Below are 13,526 nucleotides of genomic sequence, written 5' to 3'. Positions count from 1 at the left end.
GCTTGATATATGCTGACAGTAAACACCTTGGAGGAACTCCAAGGTCAAGCGTATTTTGAGGGGCAGAGCATGAGAATTGGCGAATTGGCAAAGGCTGCCAACTGCACAACAGACACGGTTCGTTTTTATGAAAAGGAAGGCCTACTCCCGCCGGCCGAGCGGACAGCCGCAAACTATCGTAGCTACACCCACGCCCATGTCGAACGTCTACGCTTTGTACGGAACTGTCGCGCGCTCGACATGACGCATGATGAAGTTCGAGCCCTGCTGTCCGCGTCGGACAAGCCGGGCGTCGGGTGCGGCACCATTAACTCGTTGTTGGATGAGCACATAGCGCATGTCGACGAACGAATCGCGGAACTTGTGCACTTGCGGGAACAACTGGGTCGCCTGCGAGCCAGCTGCTCGGGCGGGGCAGCAGTCAACGAATGCCGAATCATGCAAGGTTTGACCGCGATGGAAACTGCGCTTGAGAATCATCGAGGAACCCATCTGGGCTAGGTGCAGCGTTTTAGCGCGGGCACAGTGATGAAGATGTTGGATTCTCGTCGCGAACCCGGACGCATTTCAAATGTCCGCCGACGTTGGAACGGACGCAGGAACGGACTGAATTTCTCCGCGTTGCTGCCCTCCTTCGGAGCAATCAAGGCGCAGCTTGACCGTTCGCGGTCAGGCTGCGCCTGACGAGTCGTCAACTCTTCAAGACTGCTTTTCCATTTTCACGATGGTCATCGCACCATTGACGTTTTCGACGCGGACCTTGACCCGGTCGCCTTCGTGCACTCGTTTAAGCATGTCAGCGTCCTTCGCTTTGAACGCCATGGTCATGGGCGGCATGCCGACGTTCTCCAGCGCACCGTGCTTCAAGGTGACCATGCCGGTCGCGGCGTCCACCTTTTTGACCTCCGCATCCGTTAGCGCGTTGTTCGACGTCGCCTTCGTGGCCGACGGCTTGGCGGACATGTTCATGCCCGCCATATCGTCTCCAGCAAACGCCGGGACAGCGACAACACTCGCAAGGGCAGTGACAGCAACAATCAGGTTCTTCATTGGGTTTCTCCGGTTTGAACAGAAGGCACTTTAGTGCCGGAAGGGACTACATAAGGAAATCGCGCGTGCTTCCTGAGGTGGCGACGCTGTAACAGGAACCATGCGGCGGGAATGACAAACATCGAGAGAATCGGCGCGGTGACCATGCCGCCAACCATCGGGGCGGCGATGCGCTGCATGACTTCCGAGCCGGCACCATGGCCAACCATGCTGGGAATTAGCCCGGCAAGGACGACGGCAACCGTCATCGCCTTGGGGCGTACGCGCAGCACGGCACCTTCGCGGATGGCCTCGATTAGCGTGCCTTCGGTCAACGGTTCTCCCAGCTCTAGCCGTCGGTTGAGTGCCCCCTTCAGGTACAACAGCATCACTACGCCGAACTCGGCCGCGACGCCTGCCAGCGCGATGAAGCCGACCGAGGTCGCGACGGACACCGCATGACCCAGTATCCAGATGAGCCAGAAGCCGCCGACCAGCGCGAAAGGCACCGTCGACATGAGCAGCAGCGCGTCAGCCGCCGAATTGAATGTGAGAAACAGCAGCACGAAGATGACGACCAGCGTCACGGGAATGACGGTGCGCAACTTCTCCGCTGCGCGTTCCAGATATTCGAACTGTCCTGACCACGCGATTGAATAGCCGGGCGGCAACTGGACCTTCTCGGCAACCGCGTGCTGCATCGCCTGGACTGCCGATTGCAAGTCCACGTTCCGAATATCAACGTAGACATAACCAGACAGCCGAGCGTTTTCGCTGCGAATCATGGGCGGACCGTCAGCGACGCGGATGTCAGAAACATCACCCAACCGGATTTGAGCACCACGGTCAGTCAGTACCGGCAGGTCGCGCAGGTTTTCAAGCGAGTCGCGCACTTCGCGTGGATAGCGGATGTTGATAGGAAAGCGCTCGCGGCCCGCAATCACTTCGCCAACGTTATCCCCGCCGACGGCGGTAGAGACGACCGACTGAATGTCGCCAACGGACAGCCCATATCGTGCTGCCGCCTGCCGGTTGATGTCGACGTCAATGTACCGGCCGCCGTTGAGCCGCTCGGCCAGTGCTGACGTCACGCCGGGAACATCTTTCACCGCCGCTTCGACCTGTGTGGCAATGCGGTCAATCTGCGAGAGGTCGGCTCCAGAAATCTTTACCCCCACTGGAGTCTTGATGCCGGTAGACAGCATGTCCAGACGGTTGCGGATAGGTGGCACCCAGACGTTCGACAGGCCGGGCACCTTCACGGTCCGGTCCAGTTCGTCAATCAGCTTTTCGGGCGTCATACCGGGTCGCCACTGACTTTTTGGCTTGAACTGAATAGTCGTCTCGAACATCTCCAGCGGTGCCGGGTCTGTGGCTGTGTCGGCACGACCTGACTTGCCAAAGACCGACGCAACCTCGGGTACCGTCTTGATGAGCCGGTCGGTCTGCTGCAGCAACTCGGACGCCTTCTCTGCCGAGATTCCGGGAAGAGCTGTCGGCATGTAAAGCAGGTCGCCTTCGTCGAGCGGCGGCAGGAATTCTCCACCGAGCCGTGACACGGGAATCGCGGTCAGCGCCAACGCAAGCACGGCAATGGCGATGATGAACCACGGACGCCGCAATGTCGCTTCGAGCAACGGCCTGTAAAGCCGCACTAGCACACGGTTGATGGGGTTCGAGGCTTCGTGGGGAATGCGCCCGCGAATCAAGTAGCCCATCAGAACCGGCACCAACGTCACGGACAGGCCGGCTGCAGCGGCAATCGTGTATGTCTTCGTGAAGGCCAGCGGCGAGAACAGCTTGCCTTCTTGCCCTTCGAGCGAAAAGACCGGAATGAACGACAGCGTGATGATGAGCAGCGAGAAGAAGAGCGCTGGCCCCACCTCGGCTGCTGACGTTGCAATCAGCTCCCATCGCTGCGTGGTCGTGATGGGCCTGTCTCGATGCGCGAGTTCATACGCCTCCAGATGTTTGTGGGCGTTTTCAATCATCACGATGGCTGCGTCTATCATTGCGCCGATGGCAATCGCGATGCCGCCGAGCGACATAAGGTTTGCGTTGACGCCCTGATAGCGCATCACGATGAACGCGGCGAGCACACCGAGCGGCAGCGACAGGACCGCAACCAAGGCGCTACGCAGATGGAACAGGAAGACGGCGCACACGAGCGCGACGACGATGAACTCCTCGATAAGCTTGTCCTTGAGGTTATCCACCGCGCGTTCGATAAGCTGCGAGCGGTCGTAGGTTGTCACCGCTTCGACGCCCTGCGGCAGCGAACGCTTAAGGTCGGCCAGCTTCGCTTTGACCGCGTCAATGGTTGTCAGCGCGTTCTTGCCGGAACGCATGACAATAACGCCGCCAGCGACTTCCCCTTCGCCGTTCAACTCAGCAATGCCGCGACGCATTTCCGGGCCAATCTGAATTCGCGCGACGTCGCCGAGCAACACGGGCGTGCCCGCATCGTTCGTGCGCAGGACGACGTTGCGAAAATCGTCGAGCGAACGCAGATAACCTGACGAGCGGACCATGTATTCGGATTCCGCGAGTTCAATTACTGAGCCGCCAGATTCCTGATTCGCCTTTCCCAGAGCGTCCGCCACCATCGCCTGCGTTATGCCATACGCGCGCAGCTTGTCCGGGTCGAGCACGACCTGGTACTGACGCACCATGCCGCCGATGCTCGCCACTTCCGACACGTCCGGCACGGATTTGAGCTCGAACTTTAGGAACCAGTCATTGAGCGCGCGCAATTGACCGAGGTCGTGCTTGCCTGTGCGGTCGACGAGCGCGTACTCGTACACCCAGCCCACGCCCGTTGCATCAGGTCCAAGGGAAACCGTCGCGCCCGGTGGTAGCCGGCTTTGGACCTGGTCGAGATACTCGAGGACGCGGGAGCGGGCCCAGTACTGGTCAGTCTTGTCATCGAAGAGGACATAGACAAACGCATCGCCGAACGACGAATATGCACGGATGGTTTTCGCGCCCGGTACGCCGAGGAGCGTCGTCGTTAGCGGGTAGGTGACTTGGTCCTCGATGACCTGAGGCGCCTTGCCCGGATACGACGCCTTGATGATGACCTGGGTATCCGACAGGTCCGGTAGCGCGTCGAGTGGCGTCTCCTTAAGTGAATAGAGGCCCCAGGCCGTGACCAGGGCGGTCGCGAGCAAAACCAAGAAGCGGTTATGAATGGACCAGCGAATGAGGCGTGCAATCATTTGGCGCCTCCCGCCGGCTCAACCTTCGTTAGTTGGTAACCGTCATCGGACTGCTTGAAGACAAAGTGCACCGTCTGGCCCGGCTTGACGCCCGGGAAGGCGTCGGGCGCCGGCTTATTGAACGACATCGTCATCGGACCCCAGCCGAGGGCCGGCACCGGTTGATGCGAGAACGTGATGTCGTTCGGTGTCACCTTCTCGACTTTGCCGGTGGTCTCGTAAGACTGAGCAGCAGAGGACGACGACGCTTCAGGAGCACTCGCGCTCACGGCGCTACCCTCGAGTCTCGGCAGCACAGATTTCAGACTGGCCTCGGAGTCAATCAGAAACTGGCCCGACGCGACGACGGCTTGACCATCGTTCAGTCCGCTACGGATTTCGGTGAGATTGCCGACGTCATTCCCGACTGTGACATTCACCGGCTGCAGACGGCCGTCAGCGTTTTTGGCAATGACGACCGACCGCTTGCCTGTCGTGATGACAGCTTCGGATGGCACCAGTAGTCGGGAGACGGGCTTTTGCGCCGCAACGCGAACACGCATCAACATCCCGGGGGTCAGCTTGAGCGCCGCGTTATCGATTTCCAGGCGGGCCTGGACGGTGCGGCTGGTGGTAGTGACGCCGGGTAGGATTTCGCGAATCTGCCCCTTGAAGTGCTGCGTTGGGTCGCCGCTGAACGTCGCATCAACGGTCATGCCCGGTTGCACGGTCAACGCCAGGCTCTCAGAAATTTCGACGATGAGCCACAGCTTTGACAGCCCCACGACTTTCGCCAGCGTCTGTCCAGGCGTCACCATCGCGCCGTCACGCACATTCAGTTCGCTCACGACACCCGCCTCGGGCGACGACAGGACGATATGGGTTTGGGCCTTTCCGGTGCGGTCGAGCGCCGCAATAACGTTTTCTGGGATAGACAGCGCCCGCATACGTGCGCGCGAGGCGTCCAGCAATCCCGCATCCATCGCACCGCGCTTGAGCGACAGATATTCTTCCTGCGGCGCCAGCCAGTCCGGCACATAGAGCAACGCAATCGGCGCCCCTTTGGCGATGCGTTGCATCGGGGCGCTTGCGTACAGGCGGTCGATGTAGCCTGTGACCCGTGTCTGCACGACGTCAACCTTTGACTCGTCAAATTGGGTGGTCCCAACGGCGTCGAATTCTTCCGTTGTTTCTTCGCGCTTCACGGTCGCGTAGCGGATGCCGAGATTCTGCTGGAGGCCTGGGTCAATCTTGATGCCGTTCGAACCGGCGCCTTCGTTCGCATAGACGGGTTCGAGTTGCATATCCATGAAAGGCGATTTGCCCGGCTTGTCGAAGTGCTGGTTCGGCACCATGGGGTCGTGCCAGTACAACACCTTCCTGCCGGTTTTCGGGTCAACCTTGTCGCCCGGCGCAGCCGTGACAGCCGGACTCATGGATGCATCGGCTTTGGTCGAAGCGTTGCGTGTGCCGGCAAAGTAGCCTGCGCCGGCCAGGACGGCGCCCGCGAATACCAATAAGACGGCACGGACCAGTGGTTTATTCATCATCGTTATTTCCTTCACTGCGCAGCGGCCATCGTCGGTGGCACGACCTGGTATTCCAGCTGGGCCCACGTCTGCGAAACCTCGCGTCGAAGGTCAAGTACCTGAAGCTGCGCGTCGAGTTGCGCGCGTCGCGCCGCGAACGTGTCGGCAAGAGACCCCGTGCCGCCCTTGTAGGCAGCAGTCGCAAGTCCGACGCGCTGGTCGGCGGCTGGCAGCAGAGCCTGCGTGAGATTCGCGATACGTTCGCGACCGCTCGCAAGCGTGGCGGACTCGGTGCGGATGTCCGCCTGTACCTGCCGCAGCGCGTCTTCATAAAGCAGGCGCGCTTTCGTGCCGAGTTCAGCCTTCTCGGCTGCGTCGCGGTCCTGACGGTTCTTTCGGTTGAGGGGCAGCGGAATACTTACGCCCACCGACACCATGTTCGAATACGCGCCACCACGTTGCTGGTAGCCAATCTCCCACGTCCAATTCGGGTTGCGCTCGCTGTTCGCCACGGCCGTGTCGGCATCGGCGACCGAAATGTCACCGGACGCCGCCACGAGCGCTGGCTGGACTCGTTGAAGTTCCTCGGGCGGCAGTGAGGGAACGTAAGACTCGGGCGCCGGCGGTTCGCCCGTCACATCCGAAACGGCAACTGCCGTCCAGCGCGATAAGCCGATGAGCGCGGTCTGGTAGGTCGCCTGTGCCTTGAGCAACTGGTCCTGCGTCTGAGCCAGCATGGCCTGGCCTTGAACGACGTCGGAGGCTGTCGCCTTTGCACCCCGGTAGGAGGCTTTAGTCGCGGCGAGCTCGTGGCTCATATGGTCGAGCAACGCCTGCTGCAGCGAGAGCGCCTTTTTCGCATAGATGGCGTTGAGCCAGGCTGAAGCTGTTTGCTGGCGGACGTTGGTCACCTGAGCGAGATAGCCGGCCCTTTCGCGGCTGACCGTCTCGTCGGCCAGGGACGAGCGCAGGTGCCGCTTCTCACTTGACACCCATTCCTGTTCAATGCCGATGCGTCGCATCGTCATGAAGTCCTGGCCGATGGTGAATTTCTGCGGCCCCGTCACCGGCAGGTTATCGACGCCCGCCTTGAGCATCGGGTCTGGCAACTGGCCGGCTTTCACGGCAGCCTCGGAACTGGCCCGCACGGAGGCCTGCGCGGCCTGCATGCCGGCAGAGCGGTCGGTTGCAAACTGCAACGCACCGTCAAGCGTGACGGCCACTTCCTGGGCGTGAGCAACAGGGCTGGCCAACGCAAATACAAGGGCAGCGCAAATCGAAGGCGCGCGCAGAGATGCAAGCCGGCATTGCGGCTTGCCAATCGGTGAATTCATGTTCTAACCCCAGCAGCGGAATGCCATAGACATTCCACGTCCTGAATGCAGGACGACCTCGCCGCAAAGGCGGCGAACCAGTCAGGCGAAGATTAGATTGCTCGAGGAGGTCGCCAGAGCCCGCCCGGTTCGCGACCGGTGAACGACTCGGCGTAATGGAAGACGACCTGATTGCTGACAGGCATCGGGCGGCTGAAAGTCGCCTGTTCGGGAGGGTAGTAAATACTTGCGAACTGGCACTGAGCCGTGGTCTTACAGAACCCGCCCTTAGCCTTGTTTGTCGTGGAAGACTTCGTCATGTCGCAGCCAGGCATTTCGACGGACATAGAACTGTCATCGTCGTGCATTGACATTGATTGCTGCATCGGACAATCGCCCGCCAAGCCGGTGGCCGCCAGCCCGCTCAGGGGCAGCATCGCGCACAGCAGCAGGACGAGGAGGGTCCGGAAAATCTTCATGGTCACAATTCTAGCGCGAGCATTTTATCCTGTTTCTCATACTGGAATGCGTCGCGTTGGCAGCAGCAAAAAATCATGGGTCCGCCGAGGGCGCCGGTGATGTCCGCAACGCGATGCCCGCTCCTCTACTCCCAAGATTGACCAATTAGTGTGTCGCCAAAAGGCACACGTCCCCACCGACCGGCGTCCGACTCTCAAATGGGACCGAGGGTTACGCTCTGCCGGCATCGCCCGCGTCAGTTGGGGCGCGTCTCAGAGTCATCCGACGCTCAAAATAATGAGTCGACAGGCAAGGCTTTCCAAGATGACAGGATTCTGAACGGATTGTCACGCGAAGGAACGGTGCGTCAATGGACCGTGACATGCCCCGGTTATGTTCTGCCTGGGTGGTGGGTCCGCGACGCGGGCCAACCTCATCAAAGACGAAGGCATTTCACAATTTCTTGCGCTAAGTCAAGCGCTCGGCGGAGCACATCGATACAGTCAGTTGCATGCCATCTTAAGTGTCTGACCGCTACGACCGCAATCGTGGCGTCGACTTGCCAAGGAGCACCGCGATGAGGTCAATATCCCACGACGCGCCGTTCTGGAAATCGCGCGGCGCGATTGCGCTTGTTGTCTTCGGGGCTATAGCCGCTTTCTTCATGTTTTCGGAGCACCGTGCGCATTTTCTCGGCTTCTTACCGTACATGCTTATCCTCGCCTGCCCGCTTATGCATGTCTTCATGCATCACGGGCACGCCAGTCATACCCACGGCGACGCACGCGCCGCAGAGAAAAAGGGAGGTCAAGATGAACGAGCAAACTAGCGGATACGGGTTGTGGGGGTTGGTTGCCATCAACTCCCTTATATTCATCATCTTCGCCTTCAGTTTCTTCAAACCAAACACGGCTCGCGACTGGCGAACGTTTGGTGCCTTTAGCGCGTTCGTCGTAGCGCTGTTTGCGGAGATGTACGGCTTCCCGCTCACCATATATTTACTTGCCGGCTGGCTGCAGACGAAGTTTCCGCAAACAAACCTCTTCTCGCACGACGCCGGTCACCTATGGTGGATGTTGACAGGACGACACGGAAACCCTCATCTAGGGGTTCCTCACCTAGCGAGCATTGCCCTTATCTTCGGCGGCTTCTACCTCCTCTCGAAGGCTTGGCACGCGCTCTACACGGCGCAGCGCAGCGGTCAGCTGGCTACAACGGGACCGTATGCCCTCATCCGCCACCCGCAGTACGTTGCGTTCGTCATCATCATGGCAGGCTTCCTCCTGCAATGGCCAACATTAGTCACGTTGGTCATGTTTCCGATACTCGTCGTCATGTACGTGCAGCTCGCACGTCATGAGGAACGGGATTCCGAGAAAGAGTTCGGAAAGGCGTGGCTCGATTACGCTGCTCGCACGCCGCGCTTCGTGCCTCGACTCTCTGGGGCGGATGCCGCACCTGTTCACTAGCGACCGTCGGCGCGGTCCTGGCAGGGCGATGTCGCCTACAGGGTGACATCGCCCTTTAACCATGAGATGACGTTACTAAACCTTCGCGTTGCGCAACCGCAGGGCATTGGTTATGACAGAGGCCGAACTGAGGCTCATGGCGAGCGCCGCAATCATCGGCGATAGTAGTAGGCCCGTGAATGGGTAAAGCACGCCTGCCGCCAGTGGAATCCCCAATGCGTTGTAGACGAAAGCGAAGCCAAGGTTTTGCTTCATGTTCCTGACCGTGCTCTCAGACAGCTCTCGGGCTCGGGCGATGCCGCGCAAATCACCCTTGACCAAGGTAACCTGGGCGCTGCTCATTGCGACGTCGGTTCCCGTGCCCATCGCGACTCCGACGTCCGCCTTGGCGAGCGCTGGCGCGTCGTTGATACCATCGCCGGCCATCGCGACCACTTTGCCCGCTTCTTGGAACCGAGTGACGAGCGCAAGCTTGTCGGCGGGCTTAACCTCACCGTAAAACTCGTCAATGCCCAGCTCGCCAGCTACGGCCTTGGCAGTCACGACACCGTCGCCAGTTGCCATCACCACGTGAATGCCGTCATCAGCAAGACGAGCCAATGCCTCTGGCGTCGTCGCCTTTATTGGGTCCGACACGGCCAGAAGGCCTGCCAGCTTCGCGTCAACGGCCAAATACATGACGCTTGCGCCTTGAGCCCTTAGCGAGTCGGCGTCATTTGCTATCAGTCCAACGTCAATGCCCTCCGCTTGCATCAGCGCAGTGTTGCCTAAGGCGAGCCTGCGACCACCCACGATTCCTCGGACACCGATTCCTGTGCTGGACTCGAATTCTTCGCCTCTATCGAGCGGCAGTCGTTGTTCGCGAGCAGCACTTACGATGGTCGCGGCGAGCGGGTGTTCACTACCTTGGTCAAGGCTTGCTGCGAGACGAAGAACCTCTTGCTCCGAGAAGCCGTTGACGCCGACACAGCGTTGAAACGCTGGATGTCCCTCCGTGAGCGTGCCTGTCTTATCAACGATAAGCGCGTTGACTTTGCGCAGGTTCTCAATAGCCGCAGCATCCCGAAAGAGCACACCGTTCGTAGCAGCCTTACCGCTTGCGACCATGATAGACATCGGTGTTGCGAGTCCGAGCGCGCATGGGCATGCAATGATGAGCACGGCAACTGCATTGATGAGACCGAATACCCAGCTTGGTTGAGGTCCGAGCAAGCCCCATACAACGAACGTCAGGACAGCGATGCCAACGACGGCTACGACGAATACACCCGCGACCTGGTCTGCCATCCGTTGCATAGGCGCGCGAGAGCGCTGAGCTTGCGCGACCATCTGGACGATTTGCGCCAATACTGTTTGCGAACCGACCTTTTCTGACCTGATAACCAAGGTACCCGCGGCGTTCATAGTGGCGCCAATCACACGGTCTCCGAGTCGCTTGGTAACAGGAATAGGTTCCCCTGTAATCATCGACTCATCAAGCGAGCTCGTTCCCTCCGTGACGACACCATCCACCGGCACCTTTTCACCCGGCCGCACGCGCAAAAGGTCTCCAACATGAACGTGTGTCAGCGGGACATCCTCTTCGGTTCCGTCTGCATTGATTCTTCTGGCTGTCTTTGGCGCCAAGCCCAAAAGCGCCTTGATGGCAGCTGATGTTTGCGAACGCGCCCTTAACTCCAGCAGTTGCCCCAGCAGCGTGAGCGATATGATGACAGCCGCGGCCTCAAAGTAGACCTCGACACGACCGTGTGCGACGAAGGTCGCGGGAAACACGCCTGGTGCCACGACAGCAATCACACTGTAGATATAGGCCGCCCCAGTTCCTAAGCCTATGAGCGTCCACATGTTCGGGCTGCGATTGATGAATGACTGAACACAGCGCTCGAAGAATGGAAACCCCGCCCACAAAACGACGGGCGTTGAGAGCACGAACTCAAACCAACTCAGCGTCGAAGCCCCTATCCAATGGAAGCGGTGGCCGAACATTGCGAGGACAAACACAACGGCGGTGAGCGGCAGCGTCCACCAGAACCTGCGACGAAAGTCCGCGAGCTCGGGATTCTCATCGTCTTCGAGGCTTGGCAGCAAAGGCTCTAGGGCCATGCCGCATATCGGGCAGTTTCCGGGATGGTCTTGTCGAATTTGGGGGTGCATCGGGCAGGTGTAGATAGTGCCCTCTGGCGCCGCCTGCGCTTCCGGTTCCGCACTCCCGCTAATGTACTTCGTTGGATTCGCGACGAACTTGTCCTTGCAGGATTGGCTGCAGAAGAAGCACCGGTCTCCGTCGTGGTCAACGTGATAGTGAGAGTCCGCAGTGACTGCCATCCCACAGACCGGGTCAGTCAGCGGAACGGCGGCGGACTCTCGGGCGTCGGCCGAGCGATGCCCCTGGCCTTGATGGCGATGTTCGACGCCGATACCGGAGCCCGCGTTGTGGTCGTGATGATGTTCGCGCTTTGCTTTCGCTCCGCTCGACGATTCGCCGCGCTTCTTACCGCCGTTAGGTTGCACGCTCATGTTAAGTGCTCCTTTTTCGGTCGTGCCATGCACGTGGTTCTTGCCGACGCGCCGTCAAATGCTCTTTTGCGCCGAGCTGGGACACCAGACAGCGAAGCGTCAAGCGCCCGAAATTCATTGTCAACCTTACGACGGTGGGAAGGTCAACGCAGCCTTCCCGGTGTCCGTTGCATAGGTGATAGACTCGCTAACAATAAAACGTACGACAATAATGAACACCCTGCACACGCTTATCGAGCATTGGAAGGAAGACCCGGCAGGCGCCTTTCAGACGTGGTTCCTTTGGCCTGAGCGGCTCAAGAACTTTCGTTCCATCCGGCAAGGCATCCGCCAAGTCGTCAATGAAATCAATGCAGGGACGTTCGGGAACGCCTACCGAGGCTCTTCTTTGGAGACTGTCGTAAGCTCCATCGCTGAGCAGCGGCAGATTTTTCGGGGCGCAGACCACGCATTCCTCTGGAAACCCAAGCTCAGAATTCCGGACATCTACGAAAACCCGGCGAATCAGCGGGCCTTCGCCAAACTACTCGATACCTGCGACTGCTGTGACGAGGCGGAGGCCGTCCTCGCGGCGATACGAACGCTCGACTCCCATGCTGTCAAGGGCCTTGGGCCCGCAGCAGCCAATCTGCTTTACTTCATTCACCCAACCCTCGTTTGTCCGTTCAACACGGCCATTGTCAAAGGCTTCAACGCGATAACCAAGGCTAACGTGAAGCTCGGGCGTTGGGACCACTATCTCGCAATGCGAAAGGGAATCCTTGAGCTAAATCATGACCACCGCGCCCTCCTGTCGAACGACCTAGGCGCGGTCGCGGGGTTCCTCTTCGATGTCGGCATGGACCGCTACCCATTGCCTCCGTCAAACGACGATGCGGCGTCCAACGATGCCTGGCTGCAGGACCTAGATGCTGTTCGCCAGCAATCCGTAACGCTCGCACAACAGCTCGAAGCGAGCCGACAGCAGGACGCGACACATACCGAGGTGCAGGGATGGTTGCGCGACCTCGGGAAATCGCTTGGCTATCAAGTCTGGATTGCGACCAATGACCGTTCGCGCCCTTACGGCAATGGAAAGCTGGCCGACGGGTGCGTGAGCGAGTTGCCGACGTCACTGAACATCAGCGGCGCGGACACCGTCCCATTGATTGACGTCATCTGGCTGAACGCCGACAAGTCCGTCGCGGCAGCGTTCGAAGTCGAGCATACGACATCTATCTATTCGGGCATTGTTCGTCTCCTTGACCTGGCTCTTGGCTCCGTCACGGCCGCACAGAAGCATCTATACCTGGTCGCTCCCGATAGTCGACAAGAGGACGTGCGCAGCCAGTTGGCGAGGCCTGCCTTCTCCCGTGTAACCGAACTCGGCATCAGATACCTCCCGTACGGTGCGCTCAGGGAGCACCGCGAAACCATTGCCCGTTTTGGCAGCGGTATGAAGCCAATCGAGGCCATCGCAACGGCACTATAGATTCAAGATTTCGTACGTCTTTGCAACGAACATGCAGCGTCGACGTCACGTCGAGTTGGCGGCCGGCAAGTATCGGCGTCCTTCCGGTGTGCCGCTGGGCTTGCTTTCGCCTTCAGCTCACTTCGCGCGGACTTCACTTCGAAGGGTTCGTCGCACTTGCAGCTAAGGGTACGTCGAGGGCGCGCTTCGCGGCATACCGCTTCTTGTTGCGCTCGAGCGTCGCTTGAGCGGGCGGATACTCGGAGCGCCGAAAAGGAAGCCATCCATCTTTCCAGGCGGTTTCAAGCTCGACGTCCGCTTGTTGTTTGGTCTTTGCTGGTTGCGAAAGTGGCGGCTGTGCCGCGACACACGCGGAAACCCAAACCGCTAACGCGAAGAGCATTGCTAAGCGCCGCATAGGTTCCCTCCTAACGCATTGACAGCTTTCCTCACGCGTAGATTCTGCCGGGGCGCTGGTGCGGGAGAGTGACGGACAGATGAAACTTTTGTCATCTACGAGTCATGATGCCGACGGCTCCATTCTCAATTTTATAAATAGACTC

Annotated in this window: 10 protein-coding genes; 4 read left to right on the top strand and 6 right to left on the bottom strand. The window is 59.4% G+C overall.

Annotated features, from left to right (window positions below):
* The first annotated feature begins 69 nt into the window (after positions 1-69).
* On the top strand, positions 70-501 hold the full coding sequence (cadR, locus tag QCE49_RS12715; RefSeq protein ID WP_041731191.1) for a Cd(II)/Pb(II)-responsive transcriptional regulator: 432 nt from the start codon (positions 70-72) through the stop codon (positions 499-501).
* Positions 502-699: 198 nt separating this feature from the next.
* Here cadR and QCE49_RS12710 read toward each other — a convergent pair whose 3' ends face one another.
* The 5 genes from QCE49_RS12710 to QCE49_RS12690 form a co-directional block, all read right to left on the bottom strand.
* Entirely contained in the window at positions 700-1,050 is a 351-nt protein-coding gene (locus QCE49_RS12710; RefSeq protein WP_014192565.1) for a copper-binding protein, read from the bottom strand.
* Positions 1,047-4,247 (bottom strand): efflux RND transporter permease subunit, encoded by a 3,201-nt coding sequence (locus QCE49_RS12705; RefSeq protein ID WP_250457141.1) that lies wholly within the window; start codon positions 4,245-4,247, stop codon positions 1,047-1,049. Before QCE49_RS12705 ends, QCE49_RS12710 begins: the two co-directional genes overlap by 4 nt.
* Positions 4,244-5,776, bottom strand: a complete 1,533-nt coding sequence (locus tag QCE49_RS12700) for an efflux RND transporter periplasmic adaptor subunit (RefSeq protein WP_014192563.1) — start codon at positions 5,774-5,776, stop codon at positions 4,244-4,246. The genes QCE49_RS12705 and QCE49_RS12700 overlap by 4 nt, the downstream gene beginning before the upstream one ends.
* A gap of 11 nt (positions 5,777-5,787) precedes the next feature.
* A complete protein-coding gene (locus QCE49_RS12695; protein WP_014192562.1) occupies positions 5,788-7,089 on the bottom strand; it encodes a TolC family protein in 1,302 nt (433 codons plus the stop codon).
* A 92-nt stretch (positions 7,090-7,181) separates the two neighbouring features.
* Entirely contained in the window at positions 7,182-7,547 is a 366-nt protein-coding gene (locus tag QCE49_RS12690) for a hypothetical protein (protein ID WP_041730775.1), read from the bottom strand.
* Positions 7,548-8,104: 557 nt separating this feature from the next.
* Here QCE49_RS12690 and QCE49_RS12685 point away from each other — a divergent pair.
* Both QCE49_RS12685 and QCE49_RS12680 read left to right on the top strand, forming a co-directional pair.
* The gene (locus QCE49_RS12685; RefSeq protein ID WP_081478162.1) at positions 8,105-8,356 is read left to right on the top strand and encodes a DUF2933 domain-containing protein; all 252 of its coding nucleotides are present in this window, start codon (positions 8,105-8,107) and stop codon (positions 8,354-8,356) included.
* Positions 8,340-8,996, top strand: a complete 657-nt coding sequence (locus QCE49_RS12680) for an isoprenylcysteine carboxylmethyltransferase family protein (RefSeq protein WP_014192561.1) — start codon at positions 8,340-8,342, stop codon at positions 8,994-8,996. The genes QCE49_RS12685 and QCE49_RS12680 overlap by 17 nt, the downstream gene beginning before the upstream one ends.
* Positions 8,997-9,071: 75 nt before the next feature.
* Here QCE49_RS12680 and QCE49_RS12675 read toward each other — a convergent pair whose 3' ends face one another.
* Positions 9,072-11,513, bottom strand: coding sequence for a heavy metal translocating P-type ATPase (locus QCE49_RS12675; protein ID WP_014192560.1), 2,442 nt, complete (start codon positions 11,511-11,513; stop codon positions 9,072-9,074).
* A 208-nt stretch (positions 11,514-11,721) separates the two neighbouring features.
* On the opposite strand from QCE49_RS12675, the gene QCE49_RS12670 reads away from it, so the two are divergent.
* Complete coding sequence (locus QCE49_RS12670; RefSeq protein ID WP_409017218.1) at positions 11,722-12,984, top strand: type II restriction endonuclease; 1,263 nt, start codon at positions 11,722-11,724, stop codon at positions 12,982-12,984.
* The last annotated feature ends 542 nt before the right edge of the window (positions 12,985-13,526 follow it).

Source organism: Caballeronia sp. LZ008, from assembly GCF_031451435.1.
GTDB lineage: Bacteria > Pseudomonadota > Gammaproteobacteria > Burkholderiales > Burkholderiaceae > Caballeronia > Caballeronia zhejiangensis.
This window is presented reverse-complemented; position numbering and strand designations above follow the sequence as displayed.

Coding starts and splice junctions, on each gene's coding strand:
- QCE49_RS12680 (WP_014192561.1), top strand. CDS start 8,340: ATGAACGAGCAAACTAGCGGATACGGGTTGTGGGGGTTGGTTGCCATC.
- QCE49_RS12705 (WP_250457141.1), bottom strand. CDS start 4,247: ATGATTGCACGCCTCATTCGCTGGTCCATTCATAACCGCTTCTTGGTT.
- QCE49_RS12695 (WP_014192562.1), bottom strand. CDS start 7,089: ATGAATTCACCGATTGGCAAGCCGCAATGCCGGCTTGCATCTCTGCGC.
- QCE49_RS12675 (WP_014192560.1), bottom strand. CDS start 11,513: ATGAGCGTGCAACCTAACGGCGGTAAGAAGCGCGGCGAATCGTCGAGC.
- QCE49_RS12685 (WP_081478162.1), top strand. CDS start 8,105: ATGAGGTCAATATCCCACGACGCGCCGTTCTGGAAATCGCGCGGCGCG.
- cadR (WP_041731191.1), top strand. CDS start 70: ATGAGAATTGGCGAATTGGCAAAGGCTGCCAACTGCACAACAGACACG.
- QCE49_RS12710 (WP_014192565.1), bottom strand. CDS start 1,050: ATGAAGAACCTGATTGTTGCTGTCACTGCCCTTGCGAGTGTTGTCGCT.
- QCE49_RS12690 (WP_041730775.1), bottom strand. CDS start 7,547: ATGAAGATTTTCCGGACCCTCCTCGTCCTGCTGCTGTGCGCGATGCTG.
- QCE49_RS12700 (WP_014192563.1), bottom strand. CDS start 5,776: ATGATGAATAAACCACTGGTCCGTGCCGTCTTATTGGTATTCGCGGGC.